At 68.9% G+C, this 24,327-nt stretch carries 22 protein-coding genes; 4 read left to right on the plus strand and 18 right to left on the minus strand.

Features of this window, described 5'->3' with window-relative positions:
• Positions 1 to 16: 16 nt before the first annotated feature.
• From ODI_RS03810 to ODI_RS03855, 10 genes are all read right to left on the minus strand, one after another.
• On the minus strand, positions 17 to 1,000 hold the full coding sequence (locus tag ODI_RS03810; RefSeq protein ID WP_067749688.1) for a type II secretion system F family protein: 984 nt from the start codon (positions 998 to 1,000) through the stop codon (positions 17 to 19).
• A gap of 22 nt (positions 1,001 to 1,022) precedes the next feature.
• The gene (locus ODI_RS03815; protein WP_067749690.1) at positions 1,023 to 2,450 is read right to left on the minus strand and encodes a CpaF family protein; all 1,428 of its coding nucleotides are present in this window, start codon (positions 2,448 to 2,450) and stop codon (positions 1,023 to 1,025) included.
• An 18-nt stretch (positions 2,451 to 2,468) separates the two neighbouring features.
• Positions 2,469 to 3,743, minus strand: coding sequence for an AAA family ATPase (locus ODI_RS03820; RefSeq protein ID WP_157929711.1), 1,275 nt, complete (start codon positions 3,741 to 3,743; stop codon positions 2,469 to 2,471).
• A 5-nt stretch (positions 3,744 to 3,748) separates the two neighbouring features.
• A complete protein-coding gene (locus ODI_RS03825; protein ID WP_067749695.1) occupies positions 3,749 to 4,441 on the minus strand; it encodes a CpaD family pilus assembly protein in 693 nt (230 codons plus the stop codon).
• Positions 4,442 to 4,461: 20 nt separating this feature from the next.
• On the minus strand, positions 4,462 to 5,994 hold the full coding sequence (locus ODI_RS03830; protein WP_067749697.1) for a type II and III secretion system protein family protein: 1,533 nt from the start codon (positions 5,992 to 5,994) through the stop codon (positions 4,462 to 4,464).
• A 65-nt stretch (positions 5,995 to 6,059) separates the two neighbouring features.
• On the minus strand, positions 6,060 to 7,007 hold the full coding sequence (gene cpaB / locus ODI_RS03835; protein ID WP_067749699.1) for a Flp pilus assembly protein CpaB: 948 nt from the start codon (positions 7,005 to 7,007) through the stop codon (positions 6,060 to 6,062).
• Positions 7,008 to 7,119: 112 nt separating this feature from the next.
• A complete protein-coding gene (locus ODI_RS03840; RefSeq protein WP_067749701.1) occupies positions 7,120 to 7,650 on the minus strand; it encodes an A24 family peptidase in 531 nt (176 codons plus the stop codon).
• An 8-nt stretch (positions 7,651 to 7,658) separates the two neighbouring features.
• Entirely contained in the window at positions 7,659 to 7,862 is a 204-nt protein-coding gene (locus tag ODI_RS03845; protein WP_067749703.1) for a Flp family type IVb pilin, read from the minus strand.
• Between the two features lie 124 nt (positions 7,863 to 7,986).
• Positions 7,987 to 9,531: a sensor histidine kinase gene (locus ODI_RS03850; protein ID WP_067749705.1), complete on the minus strand. Its 1,545-nt coding sequence runs from the start codon at positions 9,529 to 9,531 to the stop codon at positions 7,987 to 7,989.
• A 3-nt stretch (positions 9,532 to 9,534) separates the two neighbouring features.
• Positions 9,535 to 10,203, minus strand: coding sequence for a response regulator transcription factor (locus ODI_RS03855; RefSeq protein ID WP_067749707.1), 669 nt, complete (start codon positions 10,201 to 10,203; stop codon positions 9,535 to 9,537).
• Between the two features lie 291 nt (positions 10,204 to 10,494).
• Between ODI_RS03855 and ODI_RS03860 the strand changes: the two genes are divergently transcribed.
• On the plus strand, positions 10,495 to 11,241 hold the full coding sequence (locus ODI_RS03860; protein WP_082985136.1) for a lytic transglycosylase domain-containing protein: 747 nt from the start codon (positions 10,495 to 10,497) through the stop codon (positions 11,239 to 11,241).
• A gap of 166 nt (positions 11,242 to 11,407) precedes the next feature.
• Positions 11,408 to 11,863, plus strand: coding sequence for an RcnB family protein (locus tag ODI_RS03865; protein WP_067749710.1), 456 nt, complete (start codon positions 11,408 to 11,410; stop codon positions 11,861 to 11,863).
• Positions 11,864 to 11,909: 46 nt separating this feature from the next.
• Here the strand turns inward: ODI_RS03865 and ODI_RS03870 are convergent, their stop codons facing one another.
• Positions 11,910 to 12,173: a PAAR domain-containing protein gene (locus tag ODI_RS03870; RefSeq protein WP_067749712.1), complete on the minus strand. Its 264-nt coding sequence runs from the start codon at positions 12,171 to 12,173 to the stop codon at positions 11,910 to 11,912.
• A gap of 40 nt (positions 12,174 to 12,213) precedes the next feature.
• Positions 12,214 to 12,465 carry a hypothetical protein gene (locus ODI_RS03875; RefSeq protein ID WP_067749714.1) on the minus strand — a complete coding sequence of 84 codons (252 nt, stop codon included), beginning with the start codon at positions 12,463 to 12,465 and terminating at the stop codon, positions 12,214 to 12,216.
• Between the two features lie 198 nt (positions 12,466 to 12,663).
• On the opposite strand from ODI_RS03875, the gene tssA reads away from it, so the two are divergent.
• Positions 12,664 to 13,782: a type VI secretion system protein TssA gene (tssA, locus tag ODI_RS03880; RefSeq protein ID WP_067749716.1), complete on the plus strand. Its 1,119-nt coding sequence runs from the start codon at positions 12,664 to 12,666 to the stop codon at positions 13,780 to 13,782.
• A 66-nt stretch (positions 13,783 to 13,848) separates the two neighbouring features.
• Here tssA and ODI_RS03885 read toward each other — a convergent pair.
• The 6 genes from ODI_RS03885 to ODI_RS03910 all read right to left on the minus strand — a co-directional run bounded on the left by ODI_RS03885 (position 13,849) and on the right by ODI_RS03910 (position 23,165).
• Positions 13,849 to 15,197 (minus strand): IS3 family transposase gene (locus ODI_RS03885; RefSeq protein ID WP_098020833.1). Its coding sequence is split into 2 segments (ribosomal slippage): positions 13,849 to 14,711 and positions 14,711 to 15,197, totalling 1,350 coding nucleotides; the frame shifts between segments, so codons are not numbered across the junction.
• An 85-nt stretch (positions 15,198 to 15,282) separates the two neighbouring features.
• The gene (locus ODI_RS03890; RefSeq protein ID WP_067752343.1) at positions 15,283 to 16,077 is read right to left on the minus strand and encodes an OmpA family protein; all 795 of its coding nucleotides are present in this window, start codon (positions 16,075 to 16,077) and stop codon (positions 15,283 to 15,285) included.
• Positions 16,078 to 16,079: 2 nt separating this feature from the next.
• Positions 16,080 to 17,063: a type VI secretion system-associated protein TagF gene (gene tagF, locus ODI_RS03895; protein WP_067752340.1), complete on the minus strand. Its 984-nt coding sequence runs from the start codon at positions 17,061 to 17,063 to the stop codon at positions 16,080 to 16,082.
• Positions 17,060 to 20,830, minus strand: coding sequence for a type VI secretion system membrane subunit TssM (tssM, locus tag ODI_RS03900; protein WP_067752337.1), 3,771 nt, complete (start codon positions 20,828 to 20,830; stop codon positions 17,060 to 17,062). Before tssM ends, tagF begins: the two co-directional genes overlap by 4 nt.
• Positions 20,831 to 20,915: 85 nt before the next feature.
• On the minus strand, positions 20,916 to 22,277 hold the full coding sequence (locus ODI_RS03905) for a hypothetical protein (protein WP_067752334.1): 1,362 nt from the start codon (positions 22,275 to 22,277) through the stop codon (positions 20,916 to 20,918).
• Positions 22,278 to 22,331: 54 nt separating this feature from the next.
• Positions 22,332 to 23,165 carry a M15 family metallopeptidase gene (locus ODI_RS03910; protein WP_067752331.1) on the minus strand — a complete coding sequence of 278 codons (834 nt, stop codon included), beginning with the start codon at positions 23,163 to 23,165 and terminating at the stop codon, positions 22,332 to 22,334.
• 185 nt (positions 23,166 to 23,350) lie between these two features.
• Here ODI_RS03910 and ODI_RS03915 point away from each other — a divergent pair, with 185 nt between their 5' ends.
• Complete coding sequence (locus tag ODI_RS03915) at positions 23,351 to 24,301, plus strand: hypothetical protein (protein WP_157929712.1); 951 nt, start codon at positions 23,351 to 23,353, stop codon at positions 24,299 to 24,301.
• The last annotated feature ends 26 nt before the right edge of the window (positions 24,302 to 24,327 follow it).

The following is a 24,327-nucleotide window of genomic DNA, read 5'->3' on the forward strand; positions in this document are numbered from 1 at the left end:
GGAGGACTCGTGGCCGTCAGCGGATGCGCTTGACCATCAGGTGGGTGATCAAGAGGCCCAGGCCCACGCTCAGGGCGGCGTAGGCCATGACCTTGATGCCGGCGGCGTCGTTGAACATGAAGCGGAAATCGTTGGGCGAGTTCAGGTACATGTAGAGCAGCACGCCGGGTACCAGCAGGGCGACGATCTTGGCCGAGGCGCGCGCTTCCGACGTCTTGGCCTGCACCTTCATGCCCAGTTCGGCGCGGGCGCGCAGCGTGGCGGACAGGCGCTCCAGCGTGTCGCCCAGGCGGCCGCCGGATTCCTGGCTGATGATGAGGATGACTGCGAAGAAGCGGTATTCGGCGAGTGGCACGCGCACGGCGGAATGCTGCATGGCCTGCTTCAGGGGCACGCCCAGCTTCAGCCAGTTCTCGATCTCGCGCAGCTCCGGCGCCAGCGGGCCGTGCAGGTGATCGGCGGCGATGCCGAAGGCGCTGTGCAGCGGCACGCCCGAACGGCAGATGCGGGTGATGGCGTCGATGGCCTCGGGCAGGCTGCGGGTGAGCGCGACCAGGTGCTTGCCCATGGCCTGTTGATAGGCCACCGTGCACAGCGCCAGCCACAGCACGGGCGCGGCGAGCAGCACCAGCGCGAAGGGCGTGCCGCTCATGTGCACCACCGCGATGCCCCCCACGAGGGCCACGGCCGCCGACAGCAGCACGCGCTGGCGCAGGGTGCGCAGCCAGCCCAGCGCCTTCAGGCCATCGCGCAGGCGGGTCAGGCGGCGGCCCAGCCACGGCCAGCGCGGCAGCAGGTCAGACTGGCCGGGCAGCGCGATCGAGTCGGCGGACTGCAGCACGGCCTCGGCCTGTCCGCTTTCTCGCAGCATCTGCTGGCGCAGGCCGGCCAGGCGGGCCGCCATCGCGTCCGCGCGGCGTTGCCGGCGGCTGTTCGCGCGCACGGCATAGAAGCCGATGAAGACCAGCAGGAAGACGAGCAGGGTGAAGAGATCGAGCATGGGGGGCGGCCTGGCGTGACGCTCAGGCGATGTCCTGGTCGAACAGGTGGGATTTGTCGGTATAGAAGTTCGGGCGCAGGCCGCTGCCGATGTGCTCGCCCAGCACCTGGGTGGAGGTCGAGCCGGGACGCGAACGGAAGGCGAAAAGCTCCTGTGTCTGGATCACTTCCTCTTCCATGCCGCACACTTCCACGATGGACGCCACGCGGCGGCCGCCGTCGCGCATGCGTTCGATCTGCACGATGAGGTCCACCGCGCTGGCGATCTGGCGGCGGATGGCGGGCAGCGGCAGCTGCATGTTGGCCATCATCACCATGTTCTCCAGGCGCATGAGGGCGTCGCGCGGCGTGTTGGCGTGCACCGTGCAAAGCGAGCCGTCGTGGCCGGTGTTCATGGCCTGCAGCATGTCGAAGCATTCGCCGCCGCGCACCTCGCCCAGGATGATGCGGTCGGGCCGCATCCGCAGGGCATTCTTCATCAGGTCGCGCTGGTCCACGCGGCCCGTGCCTTCGGCGCTTTCGGGGCGTGTCTCCAGCGTGACCACGTGTTCCTGCTGCAACTGCAGTTCGGCCGCGTCTTCGATGGTGATGATGCGTTCGAGCGGGCTGATCTTCTGCGACAGCGCGTTCAGCAGGGTCGTCTTGCCGGCGCCGGTGCCGCCCGAGACGATGATGTTCAGCCGGGCTTCCATCGCGCGGCGCAGCAGCACCGCCATGTCCATCGACATGGCGCCGCGTTGGGCCAGCGATTCCAGCGACAGGTCGCGCCGCATGAACTTGCGGATCGAGATCGTCGTGCCGCCCAGCGCCAGCGGATGCGTGATGACGTTGACGCGGCTGCCGTCGGGCAGGCGGGCGTCGACCATGGGGTTGGCTTCGTCGATACGGCGGCCCACACGCGCCGCGATGCGCTGCGCCGTGTTGAAGACGTGTTCTTCGTCGATGAAGGTGATGGACGATTTTTCGAGCTTGCCGTAGCGCTCGATGAAGATCTGCCCCGCGCCGTTCACCAGGATGTCGTTGACCGAGTCATCGTGCAGCAACGGCTCGATGGGGCCCACGCCCACCATCTCGTCCAGCATCTGGCGCGAGATGTGCAGTTCTTCCTGCGCCGACAGTTGCAGGCGCTGTTCGTCGCAGATGCGGCGGATGAGCGCGTCGATCTGCGATTGCAGCGTGTTGCGCGGCATCGCCGCCGCCTTCAAGGGATCGATCTGCGCAAAGAGTTCATCGCGGATGACGCGGCGCTGGCTGGCGTTCTCCGTGGCCACCACGGCGGCGCCGGGCACGGGCTTGGGCGTCGTGGCATGGACAGGCGCTGCCGCGCGCGCCGGCCGCGAGACGTGGTCGTTGGCGGCCGGCGCGGCGGGCGTGGGCGGTGTCATGGCCGGCGTGGGCGCCGGCGAGGGCTTCGCGGCGGGCGTCGGAACAGTCTTGCGGCGAGGCAGCATGTCTGTCGGTCCTTTCTATCAGGCGCGGGCAGCGCCGGCATTGGCGGGGCGGCGGTTGATCCATGCGCGCAGGCGTTGCGCCACGCCTGTGGTGCCGCGCGACGCGATGTCGGGCAGTCCCAGGATGCGGCCGCCCAGTTGCACGGCGGCCTGGGCATAGGCAGGTGATTGGCGGGTGTCCAGCGGCCCCTGCAGCAGGCTGGCGGCCAGCGCCTGGCCGGCGTGCGGCAGGTGATGGTCGATGGCGTGGCCGACGAAATCCTCGAATTGGGCGGCGGGCAGCGTGGGCGCTTGCGCCAGGCGGGCGGCGCTGGCCACCAGCAGCAGGCGCTGGTTCGGATTGCTCTGGCCCAGTTCCGCCAGCAGCCGATGGGCGTTGCGCGCGCCCTGGACCGTCATCTCGGTCAGCACCACGCGGATGTCCGCGTGTGCCAGCACGTCGTCCGCGCCGGCGGGGCGATGCGAAGGCAGGTCCCACAGCGACAGCGAGAACCACTGGCACAGCGCGCCGCCCAGCTCCAGCGCGCGTTCGGGATCGATGGGTGTTTCCGGGCCGGGACGTTGCGCCAGCAGATGCAGGCGGGAGGGGGCCTGGCCGGGTTGCTGCGCGGCCGCCAGCAGCGTGCGTTGCAGCAGGCGGGGGTCGATGCCGGGCGCCGCCAGCAGGCTGGCCAGGCCGGTGTCGGCTTCCAGGCCCAGCAGCAAGGGCAGGTCGCCCTTGCGGCGGTCGAAGTCCACCAGCACGGTCGGGGTCTGGCGGGTGTGTGCCAGCCATTGGCCGAGCGTGGCGGTGAGCGTGCTGACGCCCAGTCCGCCGCCCGTGCCCACGAAGGCGGCGGAGCGGCCGGCGCGGGCGTTGCCGCCCTGGGCCAGGGGCTCGTCCTGGTCGGCGCGCGCCAGCGCGTCGCCCAGGACGTCCAGGCGTGGCGGCTTCACCAGGTAGTCGAAGATGCCCGCTTGCAGCAGTTGGCGGTACAGGTCGACGTCCTGCCTGTCGCCCAGTGCGATCAGGCGGCAGGCGGGACCGGCCTGGGAAGCCAGCGCCAGCAGGGCGGCGATGGGATGGGCCTGGCCGGTGATGTCGACCAGGATGACGGCCGCCTCGCCGTTCGCGGCGCACCAGGCGGCCGCTTCGGTGGGGCCGCCGGCCTGCAGCACGGCGGCAGGGCGCTGGAGACGTTCCAGTTGGCCGCCGATGACGGCCAGGTCGGCCGCGGCGGCGAAGACGGCAGGTCCGTTGGCGGGCAGGTCGTCGCGGGAGGAGGGGGCGTTGCCGCTGTTGTAGGTGCTCATGGTCATCAGTTGTCGAAGTCGATGTCGAGCAGGTCGCGGGTTTCGCCCGTCTGGTAGCGCTCGACGGCGCCCGCGGCTGCCTTGCCGTCCGCGCCTTCCAGCGTGCGCGGACGCGACAGGTCGCGCGGGTCGCTGACCATGCGGGCGATGTTGGCGCGGTTGGCGCAACCCAGCGCGCCGACGCCGTAGTAGGGGTGGATGGTCCACTCGTTGGGCTTGGCGATGCCGCAGCGCGGAATGTCCACGGCCAGCGCTTCGGATTGCAGCTCGAGGTCCCAACCGGCTTCGGCGGCCTGTGCGACGCGTTGCGGGTCGGCAGGCACGGCTTCGACGCGCGGCTCGCGCGCGCCGCTGCGCGCCAGCGCCTGGGCCAGCCGTTGCGCGATCTCGGCGCCCTGCGCATTGAAGGGCGTCAGCGTCAGCACCTGGGTCTCGATGCGGCCCTGGCTGCTCAGCATGGCATTGGCCTCGCGCAGCGAGTCGGGCGACAGCCCGCGGCCATCCGGCGCGATCTGCAGGGCCAACGCGACGGCGCGCGGCTCGGCGGTGATGGCCTGCGGGGCGACGCCGGTGCCGAAGCGCTTGGCGCGCGTCTCGTGGATCGGCGACTGGCACCCGGCCAGCGCGACCAGCAGGACCAGGGGCAGCAATCGCCACGTCGCGGCGGGCTTGGATGTCAGGAAAGTGTGATGAGTCATGGCGTGTCCTTGCTGGGTGCTCAGTACAGGTAGCCGATGGCGGCTTGCTGCGGCACCAGCTCGTCGATGCCGGGCAGGCCTTGGCCCGGCACTTGCAGGTCGCCGGCGCTGACCGGGTCGACCACGTTGGCGGTGACCAGGATCACCAGCTCGGTTTCGTCCTTGGCCGAGACCTCGTGCTCGAAGAGGCGGCCCAGCCAGGGGATGCTGCTCAATCCGGGCACGCCCTGCACCGTCTGGGCCTGCGTGGAGCGCAGCATGCCGGCCAGCGCGAAGCTCTGCCCACTGGCCAGTTCCACGGTGGTGTCGGCGCGGCGCACCTTCAGCGCGGGCACGGAAACGCCTTGCAACGTCACCGCGCCGTCTTCGGTCAATTCGCTGACCTCGGGCGCGATGCGCAGGCTGATGCGGTTGGCCGACAGCAGCGTGGGCGTCATGCGCAGGATCACGCCATACGACTTGAAGTCGATCTGGACGTTGTTGTTGGTGATGATGACGATGGGCACTTCGCCGCCCGCGGCGAAGGCGGCGCTTTCGCCGGACATGGCCGTCAGGTTGGGCTCGGCCAGCACGGTGGCGAAGCCTTCGGACGACAGGGCGGAGATCAGGCCGCCCATCGTGAAACGGCCGCGGGTGCGCATGCCGCCTGCCGCGAAGCGCGACGTGGTGGAGCCCGGGATGAGGTTCGAGAAGGTCGTGCCGGTGACCGAGTCGAAGAGCGAGGGGTTGACCACCTCGGTGGCCTTGGCGAAGCCGCCCGCCGCGCCGCCGGTCATGACGCCCCAGGCGCCGCTGCCGGAGTTCAGCGTGGCGGCCCAGTCGAAGCCGAGCTCATGCGACAGCGACCGGGAGACCTCGACCACGCGGACCTGGATGTTGATCTGAGAAGAGAGCTCGACCTTCAGTTGATTGATGACCTGGTCGCGGTTGTTCCCGCCGCCACCGCCGCCGCCGCCACCCTGGCCGCCTTGTCCGGCCAGGCCGTCCAGGTAGGCCTGGATCTGGTCCACCACCTGGCGTGCTTCGATGGGCGTGCGGACCTTGCCGCGCACGATGATGCGGCTGTTCAGCGAGGGTTCCAGCTCGATGTCGGCGCCGGGCACCGAACGCAGGATCTGTTCGCGCAGCGCCTTCAGGTTGTGCTCGCTGACGACGCGGATGGCCGCGATCACCTGGTCCTGGGCGTCCAGCGCGTACAGCGTGGTGGTGCCCACGCCCTGGGCGAAGACGAAGATGTTGTTGGGCGAGGGCACCTGGAAGCTGGCGACGCGCGGGTCGGCCACCAGCACCTTGGCGGCGTCGCGCCGCAGCTTCAGCAGGTGGCCTTCGCGAACGTGCAGCGTGATCTCGCCCGACGGGGGCACTTGCTGCAGCGGCGAGGGGAGCTTGCTTGGCGTGCTTTGCACGGCGACGGCGGGGCGCTCTCCGGTCAATGCGACGGGGGTCGGCGGCGCGGCCAGGGCATTCGCGCCGGCCAGCAGGCACAGCGTGGCGGCCAGGCCGGGCTGGAGGTGGCGCAGGACGATGCCGCGGCGGGGCTCGTGGTGGATCATGTCAGCGTGGGAAGGGTCGGTAAGGGGGGCGGACTGTGCCGCAAGGGTGCGGAGAACGCGCATCGTCATCGGGCCGTCGGGGCGAAGGTCTGCTGGCCTTGTTGCTCACCGCGGAATGTCTTGACCGCCTGCGGGGTCGGCAGCTTGAAGATGTCGGTGGCATTGCCCAGCCGGGTCACGGCGGGCGAGATATCCGCGTGGGTGGCCTGGGCCGTCGCCGTGCCCTCTTGGCGCCCGCCACGCAGCGCGACCTGCAGGGCGCCGATTTCTCGGGCCATTGCGAGACGCTCGGCGTCGGCGGGCGTCACTTCCAGCGTGATGCTTTCGTACAGGACACGGATGGGAGAGCGGCCGCCGGATGTGTTCTCGTCGGTCTCGGCAGGCAGCTTGGGGCCGATACCGGAGGGGTTGCCGTTCAGGCCCAGCACGCGCGCGTCCTGGACGATGGTCTGGGCGGCCAGCAGCGTGTAGGCGCCGTTGGGCAGGTCCTGGGACTGCATCTCCATTTCCTTGCGCTCGAGATACAGGATCACGTCCACGCGATCGCCGGCATTCACCAGGCCGGTGTTGCTGCTGACCGCGTTGATGGGGATGGAGACGGCGCGCATGTTGGGCTTGAGCACCGTGGCGATGAAGCCGTGCTCGCCGTTGCGCACCAGCGTCTCGCGCGTCAGCGCATCGCCTTCGGCCAGGTTGCGGCGCGGCGTCGCGCCCACGACTTCCTGCTCGATCTTGCGGCGGTCGGCGTCGACGCTGGCGGTGTAGTGTTCGACGCGCAGGCTGTCTTCAGGCAGCGCACGCCAGGCCAGCGACCCGCCGTCCAGGAATTCCCCGGGTGTCAGCGGCCGGGCGGCAACCAGCACCTGGCGCTGCTGCTGGGGCTTGGCGGGCGCCGCCACTTCCTTGACGATGGTCACGGGGGGAGGCGGCCGCATCAGCGCGCGGCCCACCAGGGCCGCGCCGGCGGCCAGTGTGATCGCCGAGGCAAGCAGGATCAGGGATCTGGTTTTCATTTCAAATGAGATCGATTTAGCTTTTTATTCTCAGCCGTGGCGTGACAGCGCCGTCAGGGCGGAGGAATCTGGTCAAGGGTGGGGCAAGAGGACGAGCGGGGTGTTGCGGGCGCTAGCTGGCGCTCCAGAGCACGAAGGCCGCGCCGCTGGCGATGGCGAGTCCGTAGGGAATGCCTTGGGTCTGTTCTGGCCGCAAGGCATGCGGCGTGGGAAAGACCAGCGTGGACAGCCAGGTGTTGAGCCGGACCAGGCCCAGTGCCAGTGTCCGCTCAAGCATGCGCAGCAGCGGCAGGGCCAGGGCCAGCACGCCACCGGCAAGCGCCGTCACGATGAGGAAGACGAAGGTGTGGTCGCCCAGCCAGAGGCAGAGCACCGCCATGAGCTTGGCGTCGCCCGCGCCCATCCAGCGCATCGTGAAGAGGAAATAACCCACTGCCAGCACGGCGATGCTGGCCAGCGCGCCTGTCAGCAGCGCGCTGCGCTGGCCGGCGTCGCCTTGCGCCAGTACCCAGGCCGCGTAGGCCGCCCACGACAGCAGCAACGCCAGCACCAGCGTGTTGCTGATGCGGCGGTACAGCAGATCGGAGACGACCACCCAGGCCAGGGCGGGCAGCAGGACGATGCTGGCGAGCGTGGCGTTCATGGGGGAAATCAGCCGCCCGAACGGGTGTCGGTGCCGGCTTCGGTGATGTCCGAGGCGATGGCGCCGAACTTGTCGCGCAGGGCGGAGATGAAGGCGCCGTCGGAACCGAAGATCACGCCGACAGCCGCTGCCATGGCAGCGGCCAGGATGCCGTATTCGATGGCGGTCACGCCGCTTTCGTCGCGAAGGAATTGCTGGATGCGGGAAGTCACGGGGATAGTCCTGGAAAAGAAGGGCGGAAACAGGCCGGCCAGACCGGCCTTCGTACAGACGATATTAGGATTCATTTGCAGCTACGCGGCAACGGTTCAATCATTAAAAGTCGTTCAGGAACGTTCAGGAACCTGCTTGCGCGGCGGGTGTGGCGGGCAGGCGCAACACCGCCATCAGGCCTCGCAACCCCCCTGGCGCCGCGCGCGGGAGCGGGTTGTCGCCCAGCACGAGGCTGCCCTCGTGCAGCGCCGCCACGGCCTGCACCAGGGCCAGTCCCAGGCCATGGCCGGCGATGGTGCGGTCATGGGTCAGGCGGCGGAAACGCTGCACGGCCTGGCCGCGATGGCCGGCGTCGATGCCCGGTCCCTCGTCGGCAACCCCCAGCTCCAGCCCGGCGCCAGCCCGGCGGGCGAGCAGCGTGATGGTGGTGCCGGCAGGGGCATACTTGATCGCGTTGTCGACCAGGTTGACCAGCGCCTGGAAGAGCAGGGCGGCGTCGCCGTGCAGCGCCAGGTCTTCATCCAGGGTCGTCAGCAGGCGCAGTTCGCGTTGCTCGGCCAGCACGTCGTAGTACTCGTGCAGGTCCCGCAGCAGGGCGGGGATATCGATGGGGGCGGGTTCATGGTGGCAGCGGCCGGTCTCGATCTCGCTGATGCGCATGACCGCGCGGAACAGGTACAGGATGCGCCGGATCTCTTCTTCCGCCAGCGCCAGCTCGTTGTCGGCGGCCGGGTTGTCGCGGATGGTGTCGGCGGCATTGCTCAGGCGCTGCTGCAGCCGCGTCAAGGGCGTGCGCAGCTCGTGGGCGATGTGGTTGGTGGCGTTGCGCACTTCTTCCATCAGGAAGTAGATGCGCCCCAGCGCCTGGTTCACGTCCTTGCCCAGTTGGTCGAACTCGTCCTGCCTGCCCCGCAGCGCCACGCGGGCGTCCAGCTCGCCGCGCGCGAAGCGGCCCATCGCCTGGCGGATGCGGGAGATGCGGTTGGCCGCGTCCATGCTGAAGAAAAGCCCGGCGCCCAGGCTGAGCAGCAAGGCGGTAAAGACGCTCAGGCCCACCACCAGCGGCACCGGATAGATGCGGTTGAGCATGGGCAGGATGTCGTAGGCGATGATGTAGCGCCCGCCATCCGGCAGCAGATAGGCGTGGCCCAGCCATTCCCGCATGCCGTCGCCGCCCGTGTGCGAACTGCGCAGCCAGCCGCGGCACGGTTCCGCCCGGCCCGCGCACAGGCCGGGCGCCAGCAGTTCGGCGTTGCCATAGAGCAGGGTGCCGTCGGCGTCCTGGACGGCGGCCGCGCGTTCCCGCCGGTTGACGGTGGTCTCGCGCTGGCTGAGCGCGAGCGCCAGCTGGGCGGCGCTGTCGCGGCCGCTCAGTGTCTGGTGGGCGCGGATCTCGGTGGCCACCATGTCCTTCACGTGCCGGATCATCACCTGTTCGAGCAGGTTCTGGCCCCAGGCGATCGACCCCAGCGTGACAAGCAGGAAGATGAAGGCGAAGCAGGTCGTCTGGCGGAAGTGGCTGGTGCGCAGCGCGACGGAGGACTCTGCCGGGCCGGCGTGCGCGCCGGGGTTCTGCCAGAACGGCCGCCACGCTTGCGCCAGGCCGCGCAAGGGGCCGCGGCAGAACGCTCGCAGAGGCGGCCAGAAGGATTGCGACAACGTGGACATCGGTCAGCTCAGCACGTAGCCCATGGCCCGCACCGTCTTGAGCAGCGGCTGGGCGAAGTCGCGGTCGATCTTGGAGCGCAGCTTGGAAACATGCACGTCGATGAGATTCGTCTGTGGATCGAACTGCAGGCCCCAGACCTTCTCCAGCAGCATGCCGCGCGGCACCGTCTGGCCGGCGTGTTCGGCCAGCGTGCGCAGCAGCAGGAATTCCTTGTCGGTCAGGTTGATGTCGCGCCCGGAGCGGGTGACCTTGCGGCGCATCAGGTCGATCTGCAGGTCGCGCACGCACAGGCGTCCCGTGTTGCCGGGCGTGTCATCGCTGCGTTGCACCAGCAGCTCCATGCGCACCATCAGCTCGGGGAAGTCGAAAGGCTTGCCCACGTAGTCCTGCGCGCCCGCACGAAGTCCCTCGACCCGGTCGGAGGCCTGGTCGACGGCGGAAAGGATGATGACGGGCGGATGCGGGCGGCCTTGCAGGCGGCGCAGCACCTCCATGCCATCCATGCCGGGCAGCATGCGGTCCAGCACCACGATGTCGAAGGCGTGACGATCCAGCGCGTCCAGCGCGGCCTCGCCCGATTCGACTGGCACGCAATGATGGCCACTTGCCTGAAACTTGCTGGCCAGCCAGTAGCTCACCTTGCTGTCGTCTTCGATCAGCAGTATCCGCATGCTTTTTCCTCGCCAGCGTTGCATTGCTTTCCGCCAGCGTCCTCTGTCGAACGTGTTGCACCCCTTGCGCACCTTCGCCGTTCCCCCGAAGCCATGCGCCACGCTGCGTATTTACGGGATCGCCGCGCGTCTGGCAACGGATGGGGCGCGAAGGTTAACAAGATTTAATTTTATTCTAAATAAAAATGATTGTCATTCTTGTAAAATTCCACCCGGGGTGATCCGTCAGGATCATCGCGTTCGACGGCGCGGCCACGGCCGCGTCCAGCCTCGTTTTCCTTCCCTGATTCCATGTCTATCCTCCTGGCCCGGACCGCTGGCGCGCTGGCGTGTCTTCTCCTCTTGCCGATCTCGTCCTCCCGGGCAGGTGACGTCTATGTGATGTACGACGAGGCCGGCATGGCGCATTTTTCGGCCCGCGCGGTGGATGCGCGCTATCGCCTGCTGTTCCGCGACTTGTCCGCACGCGCGGGCGGCGCCCGCCGTGCCGCCCAGCCCACCGCGGAAATCCGGCAGGCGCTGGAGCGGGCCGCGCAACGCCACGGCGTGGACTACGGCCTGCTGCACGCGGTGGCCGAGGCCGAGTCGGGTTTCGACGTGGACGCGGTGTCGCCCAAGGGGGCGGTGGGCCTCATGCAGCTCATGCCCGACACGGCGCGCCGCTATGGGATCCCGGGCACGGACGCCGTCTTTGCGCAGAACCTGCGCAAGCTGGACATGAACGTGGACGCAGGCACGCGCTATCTGCGCGACTTGCTGGCGCGCTACGACGGCGATCTCGCGCTGGTGCTGGCGGCCTATAACGCGGGGGAAGGGGCGGTGCAGCGCGCGGGCAATCGCGTGCCCAACTACGCGGAGACGAAGCAGTACGTGCGCAAGATCATGGACGGCTATCAACCGAAGCCGGTGGCCGCGCTGCCGGTCACGGCCGACCCGGGCACGACGACGGGGCTGTCCGTGTGGACGGCCCAGGGCGAGGCGCAGGCGGTGCAGCGCTTCGAGGCGGGGTTCGTGACGGTGCCGCCGCGGCGGCGATGACACGCGGCGGGATGGGGCGGGAACGCAACGTTCGGGCTGGCTTGAAATCGGCTGAAATCAGCATCGTCCGCCACCCCCCGGTTTGCTACAGAATCGACACACCTTCCGCGATGGGGCTGCCTAGAATTTCCTCAACGGCGCAGCTTGCCGCTTCGATGGAAGAATCATGAAGACGCTCTCTACCCGACTCCTGCTTGCCGCCGTGCTGGCGGTGGCAACCCTGCCGGCAATGGCCGGCCCCGACGGAAGGGATTGGCGCGGCCGCGGCGATGGGCCGCATTGGCGCGACGATGGCCCGCGGCGCGGTGACCGGCACCATGATCGCCGTGACTGGAAGGATGACCGTCGTGGCTGGAATGGCGGCCATCATTGGAAGGACGACCGCCGGGCCTATCGCGGCCGCGCACCCGTGGTGGTGAACGTCTATCCGACACAACGACGCTGGTCGCGCGGCGAACGCCTGCCGCCTTACTACCGCGAACCGCGCTATGTGGTGCGGGACTGGCGGGGGCATCGCCTGCCGCCGCCTCGCCACGGCTACCACTGGGTCGGCGTGGGCGCCGAGTATTTCCTGGTGGGCGTGGCCACCGGCATCATCCTGGATTCCGTGATCAACCGTTGATCACGGCCCGACAGGCCAGGGCTGACGCGGCAGGCCTGGCCGTGCTTCAGCCGAGCTGATAGAAACGCTGGCTGGCGATGAGCGTGGCGCCGCAGGAAGTCTTCATGCCTTCCAGCGCGGTCTTGCGGTCCGAGCCGGTGGTTTCGATGCCTTCCACGATGACGTGGGTGCCGTTGCAACGCGGGCAGGTGACCTGGTCGCCCACGCGTGCCATCGGCTGGCCGAAGATGACGACGGTTTCGTCGCCGGTGACGACGACGCCACCATGCGAGGTGGTGTCGCCCTTGCGGATCACAGGGCGTTGCGCCATGTCCGGATGCTCCTGGCGGATCGGAAGGAAGGACGGGAAATCAGAGATAGCCGCCGGCGGGCGTGAGGCGGGGCATGCCCACCACGAAGCTGCCGTCCGGCGCCAGGGTGACGCGGCCTTCGCCGCCCAGGTAGCGGCCATTGGGCGCGCGCTGCGGCTTGCCCGCGACGTAGGTGCCATCGGGGGCGCGCGTGATGGCGCCGGTGCCGCCGACATAGGTGCCGTCGGGACAACGGCGCGGCTTGCCGATGACATACGTGCCGTTGGGGGCGAGCGAGAACGTCTTCTTCATGGTGATCCTCGGACAGGCGCGGGCTGCGGCCCAGGCTGGGCGCCACAATCGAGGCCACATGATAGCGGCAGGGCGCGCGCGGCTTTGTAAGCGGTCGTGTCAGGAAGACGTAACAGCGCGCCTTCCCGGTTAGGATGTGAGCCCATCGCGCGGCGTGGCGCCGCGCGTGCGTCATCTGCCCTTCATACAGCCTCCATCATGACGACGGACATCAACACGCTGCTGCAACCCATCCCCGGCGACGCGCCGGCTGGCGAGGACATGGTGTTCTCCGCCGAGTTCGACGAGATCCGCGAAGCGCGCCGGCAGGACGATCCGCATCTGGACCAGGGTGACTGGGTCACCGACATCAAGGAGGCCGACTGGCACCGCGTGGCGCGCGTCTGCGCCGAGGTGCTGAGCACGCGCAGCAAGGATCTGCGCGTGGCGGGCTGGCTGGCGGAAGCCTGGGCCAAGACGCGCGGCTTTCCGGGCCTGCGCGACGGCCTGCTGCTGGTGGACGGCCTGTGCCGCGACTACTGGGACACGGTGCATCCCGTGCCCGAAGACGGCGACGCGCAGCAGCGCGTGGGCAACCTGGCCTGGCTGCTGTCGCGCTCGCGCCAGCTGGTGACCGAGCTGCCGCTGACCGATACCGAAGGCGGACGTTATGGCGCCGCGGTGTGGGACAGCGCCTCGGCCCTGGCCAATTCGATCCGCCGTGAGCCGCAACGCGCCAATGACCTGTCGCAGGGCCGCGTGACGATGGAGCAGTACGACCAGGCGCGCCGCGACACGCCTGCGACGTTCTACCTGCGCCTGGAACAGGACCTGCATACCTGCGCGCAGGCCGTGGATGCGCTGGAAGCCACCCTGACCGAGCGCCTGGGCGATGAGGGTCCCGCGTTCTCGCCGCTGCGCACCAGCCTGAGGCAGGTCAGCGACCTGACGCGCCGTTTCGCGCGCGAAGCCGGACTGGCCGAGCGCTCGGAACCCGCGGCCGCGCCGGCGGCTGCCGTGCCCGACAGCGCGTCCGCCCGCATCGAGCCCACGCTGTCGCCCGCCCTGGCCGCGCCGGCCACGGTGCCGGCGGCGCCCGCGCCCATCCCGGGGCCCCTGCAATCGCGCGAGCAGGCGCTGGCGCAGCTGCGGGACGTGGCGGCCTTCTTCCGCCGCACCGAACCGCACAGCCCGGTGGCCTACCTGGCCGACAAGGCGGCGGATTGGGGCGAGATGTCGCTGCACCTGTGGCTGCGCACCGTGCTGAAGAACGAGGAAACGCTCAGCGCGCTGGAGGAAATCCTGGGCGTGGCGCGCAAGCCGTCCGACGGCAACTGAGCGCCGCGAGTGTGAAAAAAGGGCTCCCGAGTGAACTGACCCCCAGAAGTTGGACAGTTTAAAAGATCAGGCGGCCAAGGCCTGAGTTCGGTATTGCACCGGGCTCAGGCCTTTTAGTTTGAGCCGGATACGCTGGTGGTTGTAGTAGTGGATGAACTGGCCGATGGCCTTTTGAAGCTGCTCGATGCTGTCGTAGCGGCGCAGGTAGAAGCACTCGGTCTTGAGCGTGGCGAACCAGCTCTCCATGGCGGCGTTGTCCAGGCAGTTGCCCTTGCGCGACATGCTTTGCGTGAGGCCACGATCGGCCAGCATGCGCCGGTAGCTGGGCTGCTGGTACTGCCAGCCCTGGTCCGAGTGCAGCAGCGGTTGGTCGCCCGGCGACAGGCGGCGCATCGCCTTCTTGAGCATGTTGCCCACCAGCCCGAACAGCGGGCGTTCGCTGGTCTCGTAGGCCACGATCTCACCGTTGTACAGGTCCATCACCGGCGACAGATACAGCTTCTGGCCGCGCACGTTGAACTCCGTCACGTCGGTGACCCACTTCTGGTTCGGACGGTCGGCCTCGAACTGGCGCGCCAGCACGTTCGGCGCCACGCGGCCTACCTCGCCTCGGTACGAGCGATACCTCTTCGGCCGCACCAAGGACTTCAGTCCCAACGCCCGCATCAGCTTCTGCACCGTCTTGTGGTTCACGCACTGGCCGGCCTGGCGCAGCGCGGCCGTGATGCGCCGGTAGCCGTAGCGGCCCTTGTGACGTGTGTAGATAGCACGGATCTTGGCCTTGAGCGCGGCGTACTGATCGACCGCACCCTGCGCCTTCAGATGGTAGTAGAACGTGCTGCGCGAGAGCTTGGCCGCCCGCAGCAATAGCGACAGCGGATGTGTCGGCCTCAATCCTTGGACAATTTGCGCTTTTTCACCAGCGCTTCGGTCCGTTCCGCTTCGATCAAGGCCTTCAATTTTTTTAGATAATCATTCTCCGCGCGCAGATAGGCCAGCTCCTCGCGCATCTGCTCGGCAGTCATGTCCGTGGGAATTGGCGCGGGCGGGTGCTTGTGGGGCATCGGAGGTCGACCTCTACGTTTGGGCGCCAATGCGCCCAGTCCTCCCGCATCATACTGGCGTGCCCACTTGCCAATGTGAGTCGCACAGCGAATGTTGAACGCGGCCGCCGTCTGGGCCTGCGACCAGTGCTCCTGCCGCATTCGCCTGAGCACCTGCAGCTTGAAGGCTGCGTCATAGCTTGCCCCCTTGCGGCGCAACCCGGACAGGCCATGCTCCCGGTAGCTCTGCACCCAGCGTCTGACCGTCGCATGGCCAAGACCCTGCTCAGCACCGACCGTCTTGGCTCCCGCCGAGCCCGATAAATACCGCCTGACTACCCTGAGCTTGAACTGCTCGTCGTACTTCGCCATGCAAAAACCCCCGAAGATTGGATTTCGTCCAACTTTCGGGGGTCAGTTCAGAGGGAGCCCTTTTCCATGGCTGGGTGCCCGCTGCTCAGCGGGACGCCCGGAACTCGATCCGCCGGTTCTTGGCGCGCCCTTCCGCCGTGCTGTTCGTGGCCAGCGGCTGGTCGGGGCCGACACCCGTGGCCTCGAAGCGCGAGGGCGGCAGGCCCTTGTCGATCAGGTAGGCCTTGACCGCGTCCGCGCGCGCCTGGCTCAAGGCCAGGTTGGTGGCGCGGCTGCCCGAGCTGTCGGTGTGGCCGATGACCTGGACCTTGTCGCTGGTGAGCTTGGGGATCACGTCGGCGATCTGGTCGAGCAGCGCCCGGCCTTGCTGCGTGAGCCGCGCGCTGCCGGTCTCGAACTCCACCGTGCGATCGGTCAGCAGGTCGTCCAGCAGATGCTGTTCGCGCTGGTCGGCCGACACGTGCAGGCCGTTCACGATGCGATAGGTGGGATTCAGCGACGTGGCGAAGGTGCTGGCGATTTGCTGGCGCTTGGCCTCGTTGGTCACCTCGCCGCGCAGGCGCACCTGCGTGCCGTCGATTTCCAGCTGGCCGCGGCTGATGTCCTTGAGCGGCGCGTCGATCAGGCGGCCCACGTGCTGCGACCAGTTCGGCGGCGCGACGACGCCGCCCACTTCGATCCGGTCGATGACGTTGCCCACGCCGTACAGCTTCTGCAGGCGGGCCAGCACCTCGGCCTTGGTGGCTTCGTCGGGCACGGCGCCGCTGGCGACGACCTGGCCGGGTTGGGGGATGACATTGGCCGGCACCACGGTGGCGGCGTCCTGGGCGTAGGCGGTGGCCGACAGCGTGAGCGCGGCGCAGACGATGAGCAGTCTCATGCTCAGGCTCCTGTGAAGACTTCGCTGAAGGTGTCCAGCGCGGTGCGCAGCGACAGCCGGGGCTGGTGCAGGTAGCTGGACAGCTTGGCCAGGCCGTGGCTGGCCTGGATGTGATCGTTCACCCACGGGGCTTCGTCCAGCACGATATGGCGCTCGGCGAGGAAGCGCGGGGCGGCCAGGATGCTGGCCAGCGTGACCGGCGAGGCACCGTCGAAGCCCACGATGAGGCGTGGCACGCCAGCGATGCGGCCCGAGAACAGGGCGATCTCGAAGTCGGCGCGGCCCAGGAAGGGCGCGATCAGCGTCATCCAGTAGGCGCTGACCAGGTTGGCGTAGAGCGGGTCGTCGGGCAGCGGCAGCGCCAGGCCCTTGCCCAGCCTGGAGGAACCGCTGGACATGACCGGCGCCAGCAGGATGCCCAGCGCCAGCACGATGTCGTGCATGCGGACGTTGTGGCCCGCGCCGCGCAGCATGGCCTCGACGCGTTCGACCGTCTGCAGGTCGACGAAGGCGTCGAAGCCGTCGTCGGCGGCGGGACGCACTTCGCCTTCCAGTTCGTTCAGCGCGGCCAGGCCCGGGCCCGGTTCGCTCGTGACCAGCAGCGCGGCGGTGGCCGTGTCCATGCGGCTCCACAGCCGGCTGAAGGCGACCGGACTGCGCGCGATGAAGGGCAGGGGCTGCGCGACTTCCAGCGAGGTGGCGGCGAGGAAGGGAAAGCGGCGGCCCGACTGGTCCTGGCTGGGGTGCAGCGTGCCGGCGATGGCCAGCTTGCTGCGCGACCCCAGGAAGGCGAACTGCAGCGGCTGGGCTTCGTCGTAGAAGGGCTTCCAGTGCGGGTCCTGGCCCAGCACCTCCATGGCGCCAGCCACCCAGCTGTCAAGCGAGTCCATGAGCTGCGGGTGGGCGGCGTTCTTCACGAAGTCGCCGCGCGAGGGCAGCTTGCCGAAGTAGGCGGTGCGGAAAAGCAGGGATTGCGCGGCGGTCATTGCTGGGCTCCGTTGCGGGACGGCTGGGCGGCGGAGGGAGCCGCGTTGCCTGCGGGGGCAGGCCGGGTGGGCGCGGACGCCGCGCCCACCACCGTGGCGGGCAGGCGCAGTTCACGCAGGCCCTGGCTGCCCGGCTCGCTGGCGCTGGCCTGGGCGCTGCTGATGATGCGCAGTTTCACCGGCACCGACACATTGGACTGGGTCCAGATCATGTCGAAACTGCCGTCGGCGTTGCTGGTGCGCTGGGCGGTGCCGATCAGGCGTTCCAGGCCGAAGCGGCCGGGTTCGTTGATGATCTCCACCGTCGTGCCGTCGAAGGTCGTGGCCGTGATGCGCGCGCCGGGGGCGCCTTGCGGGTTGGGCCACACGAAGTTGACCCATTGCGGCGGCGTGTTGCGGTAGCGCAGCTGCTGGCCGTCGATCTCGATGGTGTACTCGGTGATGCCCGAGGCCGGACGCGGCTGGATCTGGAACAGCGTCTGCGCCTGCGCGGCCGCGCCACCCGCGCCGCCCGTCAACGGTGCGACCCAGCGTGCGAAGTTGGCCGTGAAGGTGGGCTGCAGGCTGACGCCCATGTCGCCCCAGGTGCGGGCGGTCAGGATGTCGCCGCGGCGCACGGTCAGGGGCCCCAGCGTGTCATTGACGAACTTGGCGATGCTGCCTTGCGGACCGAAGACCTGGCCGATCTCTTCCGCGCTGGCCTCGACGCTGGCGCTGGCGGCGAAGGGATACTTGTTGACCAGCGACTGGTTGAAGGGCTCGTGGATCTGCGCCGCCCAGACCTTGTTCAGTTCCGTCTCGGCCGGCTGCATGATGATGGCGTAGGCCTCGATGAGCGGACGCACCAGCAGCGGACGCAGCGTGTCGCGCTGCGAGGGCGTGAGGCCCGCCAGCATCTGCTCGTCCACGAGCTTCAGCGCGGCGGCCAATTCCGAGTCCTTGCCTTCCAGCGTCTGGCGCATGAGCGTCAGCGCGCCTGGGCCGGGGTCGCCCTGGTTGTTGAGCTGGTTGAAGCGCGTGCGGATCTGCGACAGCGCGTTCATGTAGTTGCCCAGCAGCGACTGGTTGTCGCGCGTGACCACGAGCCGCGCAACGTCCGAGAACTCGCGGCCGATCGGTCCCATGGGAATGGCTTCGCCGCCGGCGGTCTGGGCGGGGGCGCCTGGGCCGGGCGGGGTCTGGCGCAGGATGACGCGCTTGAACCAGGCCACGATGCCGGTCTGCGCCTGCTGCAGGCCGGCGTTCACCAGCGAGGGGTTGTCCCAGGACGTCTGCTCGTAGGTCTCGTTGATGAGCTTGGCCAGCGGCGATGTCTGGGGATTGCCCAGGCGGTTCATGGCCGTGACCGATTGCTCGAAGCTCGTGAAGGGCTGGATCGTGACGCCGCGCAGGAACTTCTGCCAGTGCTCGGCGTACTCGGTCTTGTAGAGCGTGGCGAGGCTCTTGCGGATCTGCTCCGGGCTGCCTTCCAGCGTCAGGTCATCGCGCCCGCTCGTGCCCAGCACCCAGTCGGTGGTCTGCATTTCCTGGCGGGCCGCTTCCTGGATGGCGGGTTCGACGTACTGCACCCAGGCCTGGCGGGTGAAGGTGCCGGGAATGGCGAAGCTGCCCGCGACCACGGCCGCGTCGCTCTCGCCCACCAGTCCTGCCACGGTAATGGCCGGGAAGCGCGTGGCGGCGCGCGCCTTGATGGTGGCATAGGCGCGTTCGCGCGCGGGCATGCCCTGCATCACGGAACGCAGGCTGCCGCGGGTCTTCTCGACGATGGCGAGATTGGTCTCGATCTGCGGCCACGCGGGATCGGCGGAGCGGCTGGCATAGAAGGAGATCAGCCGTTCGGCGCTGCGGATCATCTGGTCGCGCGGCATGGTGCCGCGGTTGGTTTCCAGCCAGCCGCGCCAGTAGCGCGTGATCTGGTCCGACAGGTGCGTGGGGTCCACGTGCTGCCGGTTGGCCATCATCAGGTAGGTCTTGAGCGCGTTGTAGGCGTCGTCGACATTCCGCGGCGAGGCATCCTGGAACAGCATGTCGCTGTTGCCGCCCACGGTGGCGGGCGTGGCCGGCCTGTTGGCGGTGGCGCCGTCCTGGCCGGCCTGCGCGCCGGGCAGGCTGGCGGACTGGCCGGAGGTGTCGACCTTGCCGAGGAAGTCTTCCAGGCTGGCGCGCACCGGCGCCAGCATGAACTGGTTCAGGCCGTGGTAGTACTCCTTCAGCAGGTGCTCGCGCAGCACGTCGCCCTGGTAGAGCCCCAGCCCCAGCGACATCGGGCGGCTGGCGGAATAACGATCCAGCTGTTCGATGCGGTCCTGCAGGATGGCCATGCCTTCCAGGCGGCTCTGCAGGTCGGTGCTGGCCGCCTGCATGCGCGCGACCTGGTCCAGGTCGGCCTGCACGTTGCTGGCCAGCTGGCGGTTGCCCATATAGGACCAGCTCCAGCCGCCCAGCAGCAGGCCCAGCGCCAGCACGATGCCGAAGAAGGCCAGGTAGCGGGCGCGGATCTTGCCGGGACTGGCGTGCTGGCGAACCAGTCGCTTGTCGGCGAAGACCACCTTGGAGAACAGGTCGCGCAGGAAGAAGCCGTTGTTGGCCGTGACGGTGCGCACGGGCTCGGGACCGCCCGGGGCCAGGCCGAAACGTTGCGCCAGCTTCGCCGTGGAGGTGCTGTGGGCGACGCCTTCCTGCAGGGCGCTGGTGAAGTAGAAGCCGCGGAAGACGGGCTTGTGCTGGAAGGGGTTGGTCTCGAACAGCGTTGCCAGGAAGGTGCGCAGCGCGGGCTTGATCGAGGCGAACTCCAGCGGGAAGGTCAGCAGGCCCGGGGGCAGGTCGTGGTTGCGGCGCAGCGCGATCTGGGCGGCGCCCATCTCCTTCAGGCCGTCATACAGTTCGTCGAAACGCGTGTCGAAGAGCGCCAGCACGTCGCGGTTTTCCTCGGTGCTGTAGGGCAGGGTGGCGCCCCACACGCGATCGCGCTCGGCCTGGTCGCTGTCCGAGAAGAATTCGCTGAAGCCGGCGATGAGGTCGGCCTTGGTGAAGATGACGTACACCGGCGCGAACACTTCCAGCCTGTCGGCCAGTTCCTGCACGCGCTGGCGCAGGTTCTTGGCCAGGTTGATGGCGAACTCGGGGCTGGAGCCCGACAGTTCGCTGATGCTGGCGGCCACGATGATGCCGTTGATGGGCGCGCGCGGACGATAGCGCTTCAGCAGGTCCAGGAAGCCCATCCATTCTTCGCGGTCTTCCTCGTGCACCGAGTAGCGGCCGGCGGTATCGAGCAGGATGCCTTCGGTGGTGAAGAACCAGTCGCAGTTGCGGGTGCCGCCCACGCCGCGCACCGCCGCGCCGTTCTTGTCGGCGAAGGGGAACTGCAGGCCCGAATGGATGACCGCGCTGCTCTTGCCCGCCGCGGGGTTGCCGATGACGATGTACCAGGGCAGTTCATACAGGGCTTCCTTGCCCGACACCTGGCCCAGCTTCGACGTCTTGATGGTGCGCACGGCGTCGGCCAGGCGCGTGCGCAGCGCCTCGACCTCGCCGCGCTTGGACACCGCGCCGGTCTGCGCCTGGTGTTCCAGCATGTCGGTGAGCTTGCCGCCCGCGCGGCGCGCCTTGCGGCGGCGCCACAGCCAGGTCAGCAGCATGACGAACAGCACCACGCCCAGCACCATGCCGACCCAGATGAGGGCGACCTCGAGCGTGTCGGCCAGCAGGAACAGGAAGATGATCAGCGCGAGCAGGCCCAGCACCAGGAAGGTGCGGGGATTGGCCATCGCTCTGCTGCACCAGTGGCGCAAGGTGCTGAAGAAGCTGCTGAGGGAAGAAAGAAAACCTGATGGGCTATGCATGGTTCTGTGGTCAGGCGGCGGAAGAAGAGGGAGGCAGCACCACGGCCAGCGCGCGCGCCAGCGGGTCCTGGGTCAAAAGGGCAAGGGCGGGCGCCTGTGCGGCGCGGCTGGCTTCCAGCGCCAGGGCCAGCGTCAGCAGGGTGGTGGCCGCGCCGGTCGCGCCGCAGGCCGTGCCCAGCACCAGGCAATCCTTGGCCGGATCGAGCTGCGGGAAGAGGCGGGCAGTCAGGCCCACGGATTCGAGCGTGCGCGAGCCCCGATGATCGGCGTCGCTGACGACGGCGGCGACCTGCGCGGTGTCGATCTTCTCTTCGGGCAGGAAGGCGTCGGCCAGTTCGCCCAGCGTGGTGTCCGAGGCCGCGCCGCGCGCATCGGCGGGGCGGCCTCGCTGGACCCGCGGCGAGAAGACGAGCGTCGAGGCGCCGGCCGCGGGGGCGGCGCCGGTCACCAGCAGCAGGCCGGCAGCCGATTCGCCGGGCACGCGGCCCGCGGGGGTCTCGGGACCCATCAGCGCGCCGCGGTCTTCCCAGGCGCCGATGACGCCGGCGTCGATGGCGGAATCCAGCGCCAGCACGATGCGCAGCCCGGGGAGGTCATGGGCGCCCAGCGCGCGCAGCAGCGGTTGCGTGGTGTCGCTGTCGGCGTCCGGGTGCGCTTGCGCGGGCGGGATCAGTGCAAGGTGGAGCTGTTCGGGCGGCCAGACGGCGGCGGCGCGGGCGAGGGTTTCCAGTGCCAGCCGCTGGGCCGCGGCTGTCCATCCAGCCGGCAGTGCCACATCCATGTGCAGTGTGGGCCGTTGGCCGGCGGGCAGGCGGCCTTGCGTGGCGACGACGTGTGCGTCGGCCTGTTCCACCAGGGCCTGCGCGACGGGCTCGGCCAGCGCGCAGGCGCGCAAGGCGGCATCGGGGATGTCGGCGGCCGAGGCCGCGCCGATGGCGGCGTGCAGGCGCAGCGTGGCGGTGTCCAGCGCCGCGTGGCGGGCCGCGAAGACCGGATAGCCGGCGCGGCTCAGCAGTTCGGGATCGAGCGCGGCACGTGCCTGCGCGGCGCAGGCATCCAGGATGGCCTGCGCCGAGGTGCCGGGCCCCGCGCTGGCCGCGGCGGCCAGGACGGCCAGGCGCGCATGCCGGGGGGCCTGGGGCGCGGCGTCGGGCGCGGCCTCGGGGGCAGGCTTGGGCGCGCGCGCGGCACGCACGGCCTTCACGCCCAGGAAGAACGCCAGCAGCAGCGCGGCGGGCAATGCAAACAGATAGAGCGCGATGTCCGGGCCCGAGGGCAGGGTGCGCGTCTCTTGCCACCAGATGATGACGGCCAGCCATACCAGGGCGAAGACGAGGGCCGCCAGGGCACCGTATTTCAGGAAGCGTCTCATGGGAGGTCGGTCGAAGTCTGCATGGGTGTCAGCATGAGGGGGCAAGGTTTCCGCTTATCGTTTCATTACGCCGGGGCGGCGCAATTCTACGTGGCCGAAGTCCATCATCTTCCAGCGTCCGCCCCAGGTCAGGCCCACGCGCTCGGCGGCCTCGCCGTAAAGCTCGTAGCCGCGCATGGCCCAGGGATCCTTCTCGGTGATGACCAGCTTGCCCTCGCGCAGGAAGGCGGAGTCGGCAGCCAGGCCATATTGGTGATAGCTCTGGAAAGCGCCGGCATTGGTCACGTGCGAGCCCTGGCTCTGCAGTTCCGCCTGGCGTTCGGGGCTGCGATAGCCTTCGATGAGCGCCATTTCATAGCCGTGTTCCTCACGCATGATCTGGAAGACCGCCAGCAGGCGCTGGCGGAAGTCGGGGTCCAGCAGGTTCCACTCGCGGCTGGCGCGTGCCAGGTTCGGACGCACCAGTTCCACTTCGCGCGTGGTGAAGACTTCCGGGGGCAGCGCGGGCGGGGGCACGAGCCGCTCACCCGTGAGCAGGGCCTCCACGCGGCGATCGGGCGGACTCCACTGATCATCGTAATCAAATGTGTGATTGTGTCTCAGTAGGAAAGCGAAAGTTGTCGGCAAAGCCAGGATTGCGACAACTGTCAGGATTGGTATGGGATGCCGCTGGACGGCCCCGACGCAGCCCGAAAATGCGCTTCTCAGTACCGCCGCGGTGCCCCCGGCCGCGCCTTCCGCGTGGCTGGCCGAGCGCGAGAGACCGCGCGCCAAGCCTTGCTTGCAGGCGTGCAGGCGCTGCTTCGTCCACTGCCGTAGCGCGGGGAAGAAGAGCAGCGCCGACACGGCGACAGCCAACAGGAAATAAAGCGGAATGAGGTGCAGCAAGGAGTTCTCTCTGGGGAAGGCGTAATCTTTTGTTGGATTGACGAGCGAGGCAAGCGCTCCAACCCCCGCAAGCGCGTTTTCGTCTGAGAGAATCGTAACAAGACGCAATGAATTCCCTCGGCGTGTGGGGTACTCTCCGTTGCCTCAAATGTGGGGCGGTATGCCCTGGCAGCGCTGAACTTCGCATGGCAGACAACGCACACACGACGCCTTCCTCCACGCCTTCCCCGTCCTTGCTCGGGGCCGCCCACTCCGGACCGGACGAGACCGGGGGGCGTGCGCGCATCCTCGCAGCCCTGGAAGGACGGCAACCCGATCCCGAAGCCCAGCACGTTGCGCCGCCAGCCCGGCGCAAAGGCGCGCGCGCCTTGTGGCTGCTGGCGGTGCTGTTGCTGCTGTTGGGCGCGGCATTCTGGCTGATGCCGTATTGGCAGCAAGCGGACGACCGCGATGCCGTGGCCAGCGCGCCCGCGCCGCAAGGCGAGGTCGTGGCCAATGCGCCGGCCGTGATCGAACAGGAAGAGGCGCCGGCCGAAGACGACAACGCGCCGTTGCGTTCTCCGCTGGACCAGCTGTCGCTGGGCGGCGTGGCGCAGCCCTCGCTGCCGCAGACCGCCACGCTGGTCGACGACCGGCCGCAAGGCCTGGGCGAGGGCGCCAATCCGCTGGCTGCGCTGGGCGCAGGCCCGTTGGCCGCCGTGACGGCGACGCCGCCGGGCAAGGCCACCCCGGCCAAGGGCCCGCAGCCTTCCAACGCCAGGAACAGCGGCGCGAAGCCGGAGGCCTCGCGGGGGCCCACGCGTGCGGCGGCGGCCAATGCCAATGCGAACGGCAAGGCCGCGCAGCCGCGCCGCGCGGCCCCTGCCAGGCGCGGCGACACGCAGGACAGCGACGCGGACATCCTCTCGGCATTGATGGCCTATGGCCTGCCGCCTGCCTCCCCGCCCGGCACGCGTGTGTACAAGACCGATGGCGTCTTCATCCGCGAGCTGCCGGGCTCGTCCCTGCAGGAGCGTCTGGCGCAATGCCGCGACCAGGGCTTCTTCGCCGGACAGCAATGCCGCATGCAGGTCTGCGCGGGCCATTGGGGGCAGGCCCCCGAGTGCCCGCTTGCCCAGCCTGAAGTGAGTCCCTGACGTCATCGAACGCCTGATCGAACCCC

The sequence above is a fragment of the Orrella dioscoreae genome (genome assembly GCF_900089455.2).
In the GTDB taxonomy this organism is placed as follows: domain Bacteria; phylum Pseudomonadota; class Gammaproteobacteria; order Burkholderiales; family Burkholderiaceae_B; genus Orrella; species Orrella dioscoreae.

What these genes read in the sequence shown, in the direction of transcription:
- ODI_RS03825 (WP_067749695.1), bottom strand. Translation starts at nt 4,441, where the DNA reads ATGACTCATCACACTTTCCTGACATCCAAGCCCGCCGCGACGTGGCGA.
- ODI_RS03855 (WP_067749707.1), bottom strand. Translation starts at nt 10,203, where the DNA reads ATGCGGATACTGCTGATCGAAGACGACAGCAAGGTGAGCTACTGGCTG.
- ODI_RS03870 (WP_067749712.1), bottom strand. Translation starts at nt 12,173, where the DNA reads ATGGCGCAACGCCCTGTGATCCGCAAGGGCGACACCACCTCGCATGGT.
- ODI_RS03820 (WP_157929711.1), bottom strand. Translation starts at nt 3,743, where the DNA reads ATGAGCACCTACAACAGCGGCAACGCCCCCTCCTCCCGCGACGACCTG.
- ODI_RS03840 (WP_067749701.1), bottom strand. Translation starts at nt 7,650, where the DNA reads ATGAACGCCACGCTCGCCAGCATCGTCCTGCTGCCCGCCCTGGCCTGG.
- ODI_RS03905 (WP_067752334.1), bottom strand. Translation starts at nt 22,277, where the DNA reads ATGAGACGCTTCCTGAAATACGGTGCCCTGGCGGCCCTCGTCTTCGCC.
- ODI_RS03815 (WP_067749690.1), bottom strand. Translation starts at nt 2,450, where the DNA reads ATGCTGCCTCGCCGCAAGACTGTTCCGACGCCCGCCGCGAAGCCCTCG.
- ODI_RS03830 (WP_067749697.1), bottom strand. Translation starts at nt 5,994, where the DNA reads ATGATCCACCACGAGCCCCGCCGCGGCATCGTCCTGCGCCACCTCCAG.
- ODI_RS03865 (WP_067749710.1), top strand. Translation starts at nt 11,408, where the DNA reads ATGAAGACGCTCTCTACCCGACTCCTGCTTGCCGCCGTGCTGGCGGTG.
- ODI_RS03850 (WP_067749705.1), bottom strand. Translation starts at nt 9,531, where the DNA reads ATGTCCACGTTGTCGCAATCCTTCTGGCCGCCTCTGCGAGCGTTCTGC.
- tssM (WP_067752337.1), bottom strand. Translation starts at nt 20,830, where the DNA reads ATGGCCAATCCCCGCACCTTCCTGGTGCTGGGCCTGCTCGCGCTGATC.
- ODI_RS03875 (WP_067749714.1), bottom strand. Translation starts at nt 12,465, where the DNA reads ATGAAGAAGACGTTCTCGCTCGCCCCCAACGGCACGTATGTCATCGGC.
- ODI_RS03860 (WP_082985136.1), top strand. Translation starts at nt 10,495, where the DNA reads ATGTCTATCCTCCTGGCCCGGACCGCTGGCGCGCTGGCGTGTCTTCTC.
- ODI_RS03890 (WP_067752343.1), bottom strand. Translation starts at nt 16,077, where the DNA reads ATGAGACTGCTCATCGTCTGCGCCGCGCTCACGCTGTCGGCCACCGCC.
- tagF (WP_067752340.1), bottom strand. Translation starts at nt 17,063, where the DNA reads ATGACCGCCGCGCAATCCCTGCTTTTCCGCACCGCCTACTTCGGCAAG.
- ODI_RS03915 (WP_157929712.1), top strand. Translation starts at nt 23,351, where the DNA reads ATGGCAGACAACGCACACACGACGCCTTCCTCCACGCCTTCCCCGTCC.
- tssA (WP_067749716.1), top strand. Translation starts at nt 12,664, where the DNA reads ATGACGACGGACATCAACACGCTGCTGCAACCCATCCCCGGCGACGCG.
- ODI_RS03810 (WP_067749688.1), bottom strand. Translation starts at nt 1,000, where the DNA reads ATGCTCGATCTCTTCACCCTGCTCGTCTTCCTGCTGGTCTTCATCGGC.
- cpaB (WP_067749699.1), bottom strand. Translation starts at nt 7,007, where the DNA reads ATGAAAACCAGATCCCTGATCCTGCTTGCCTCGGCGATCACACTGGCC.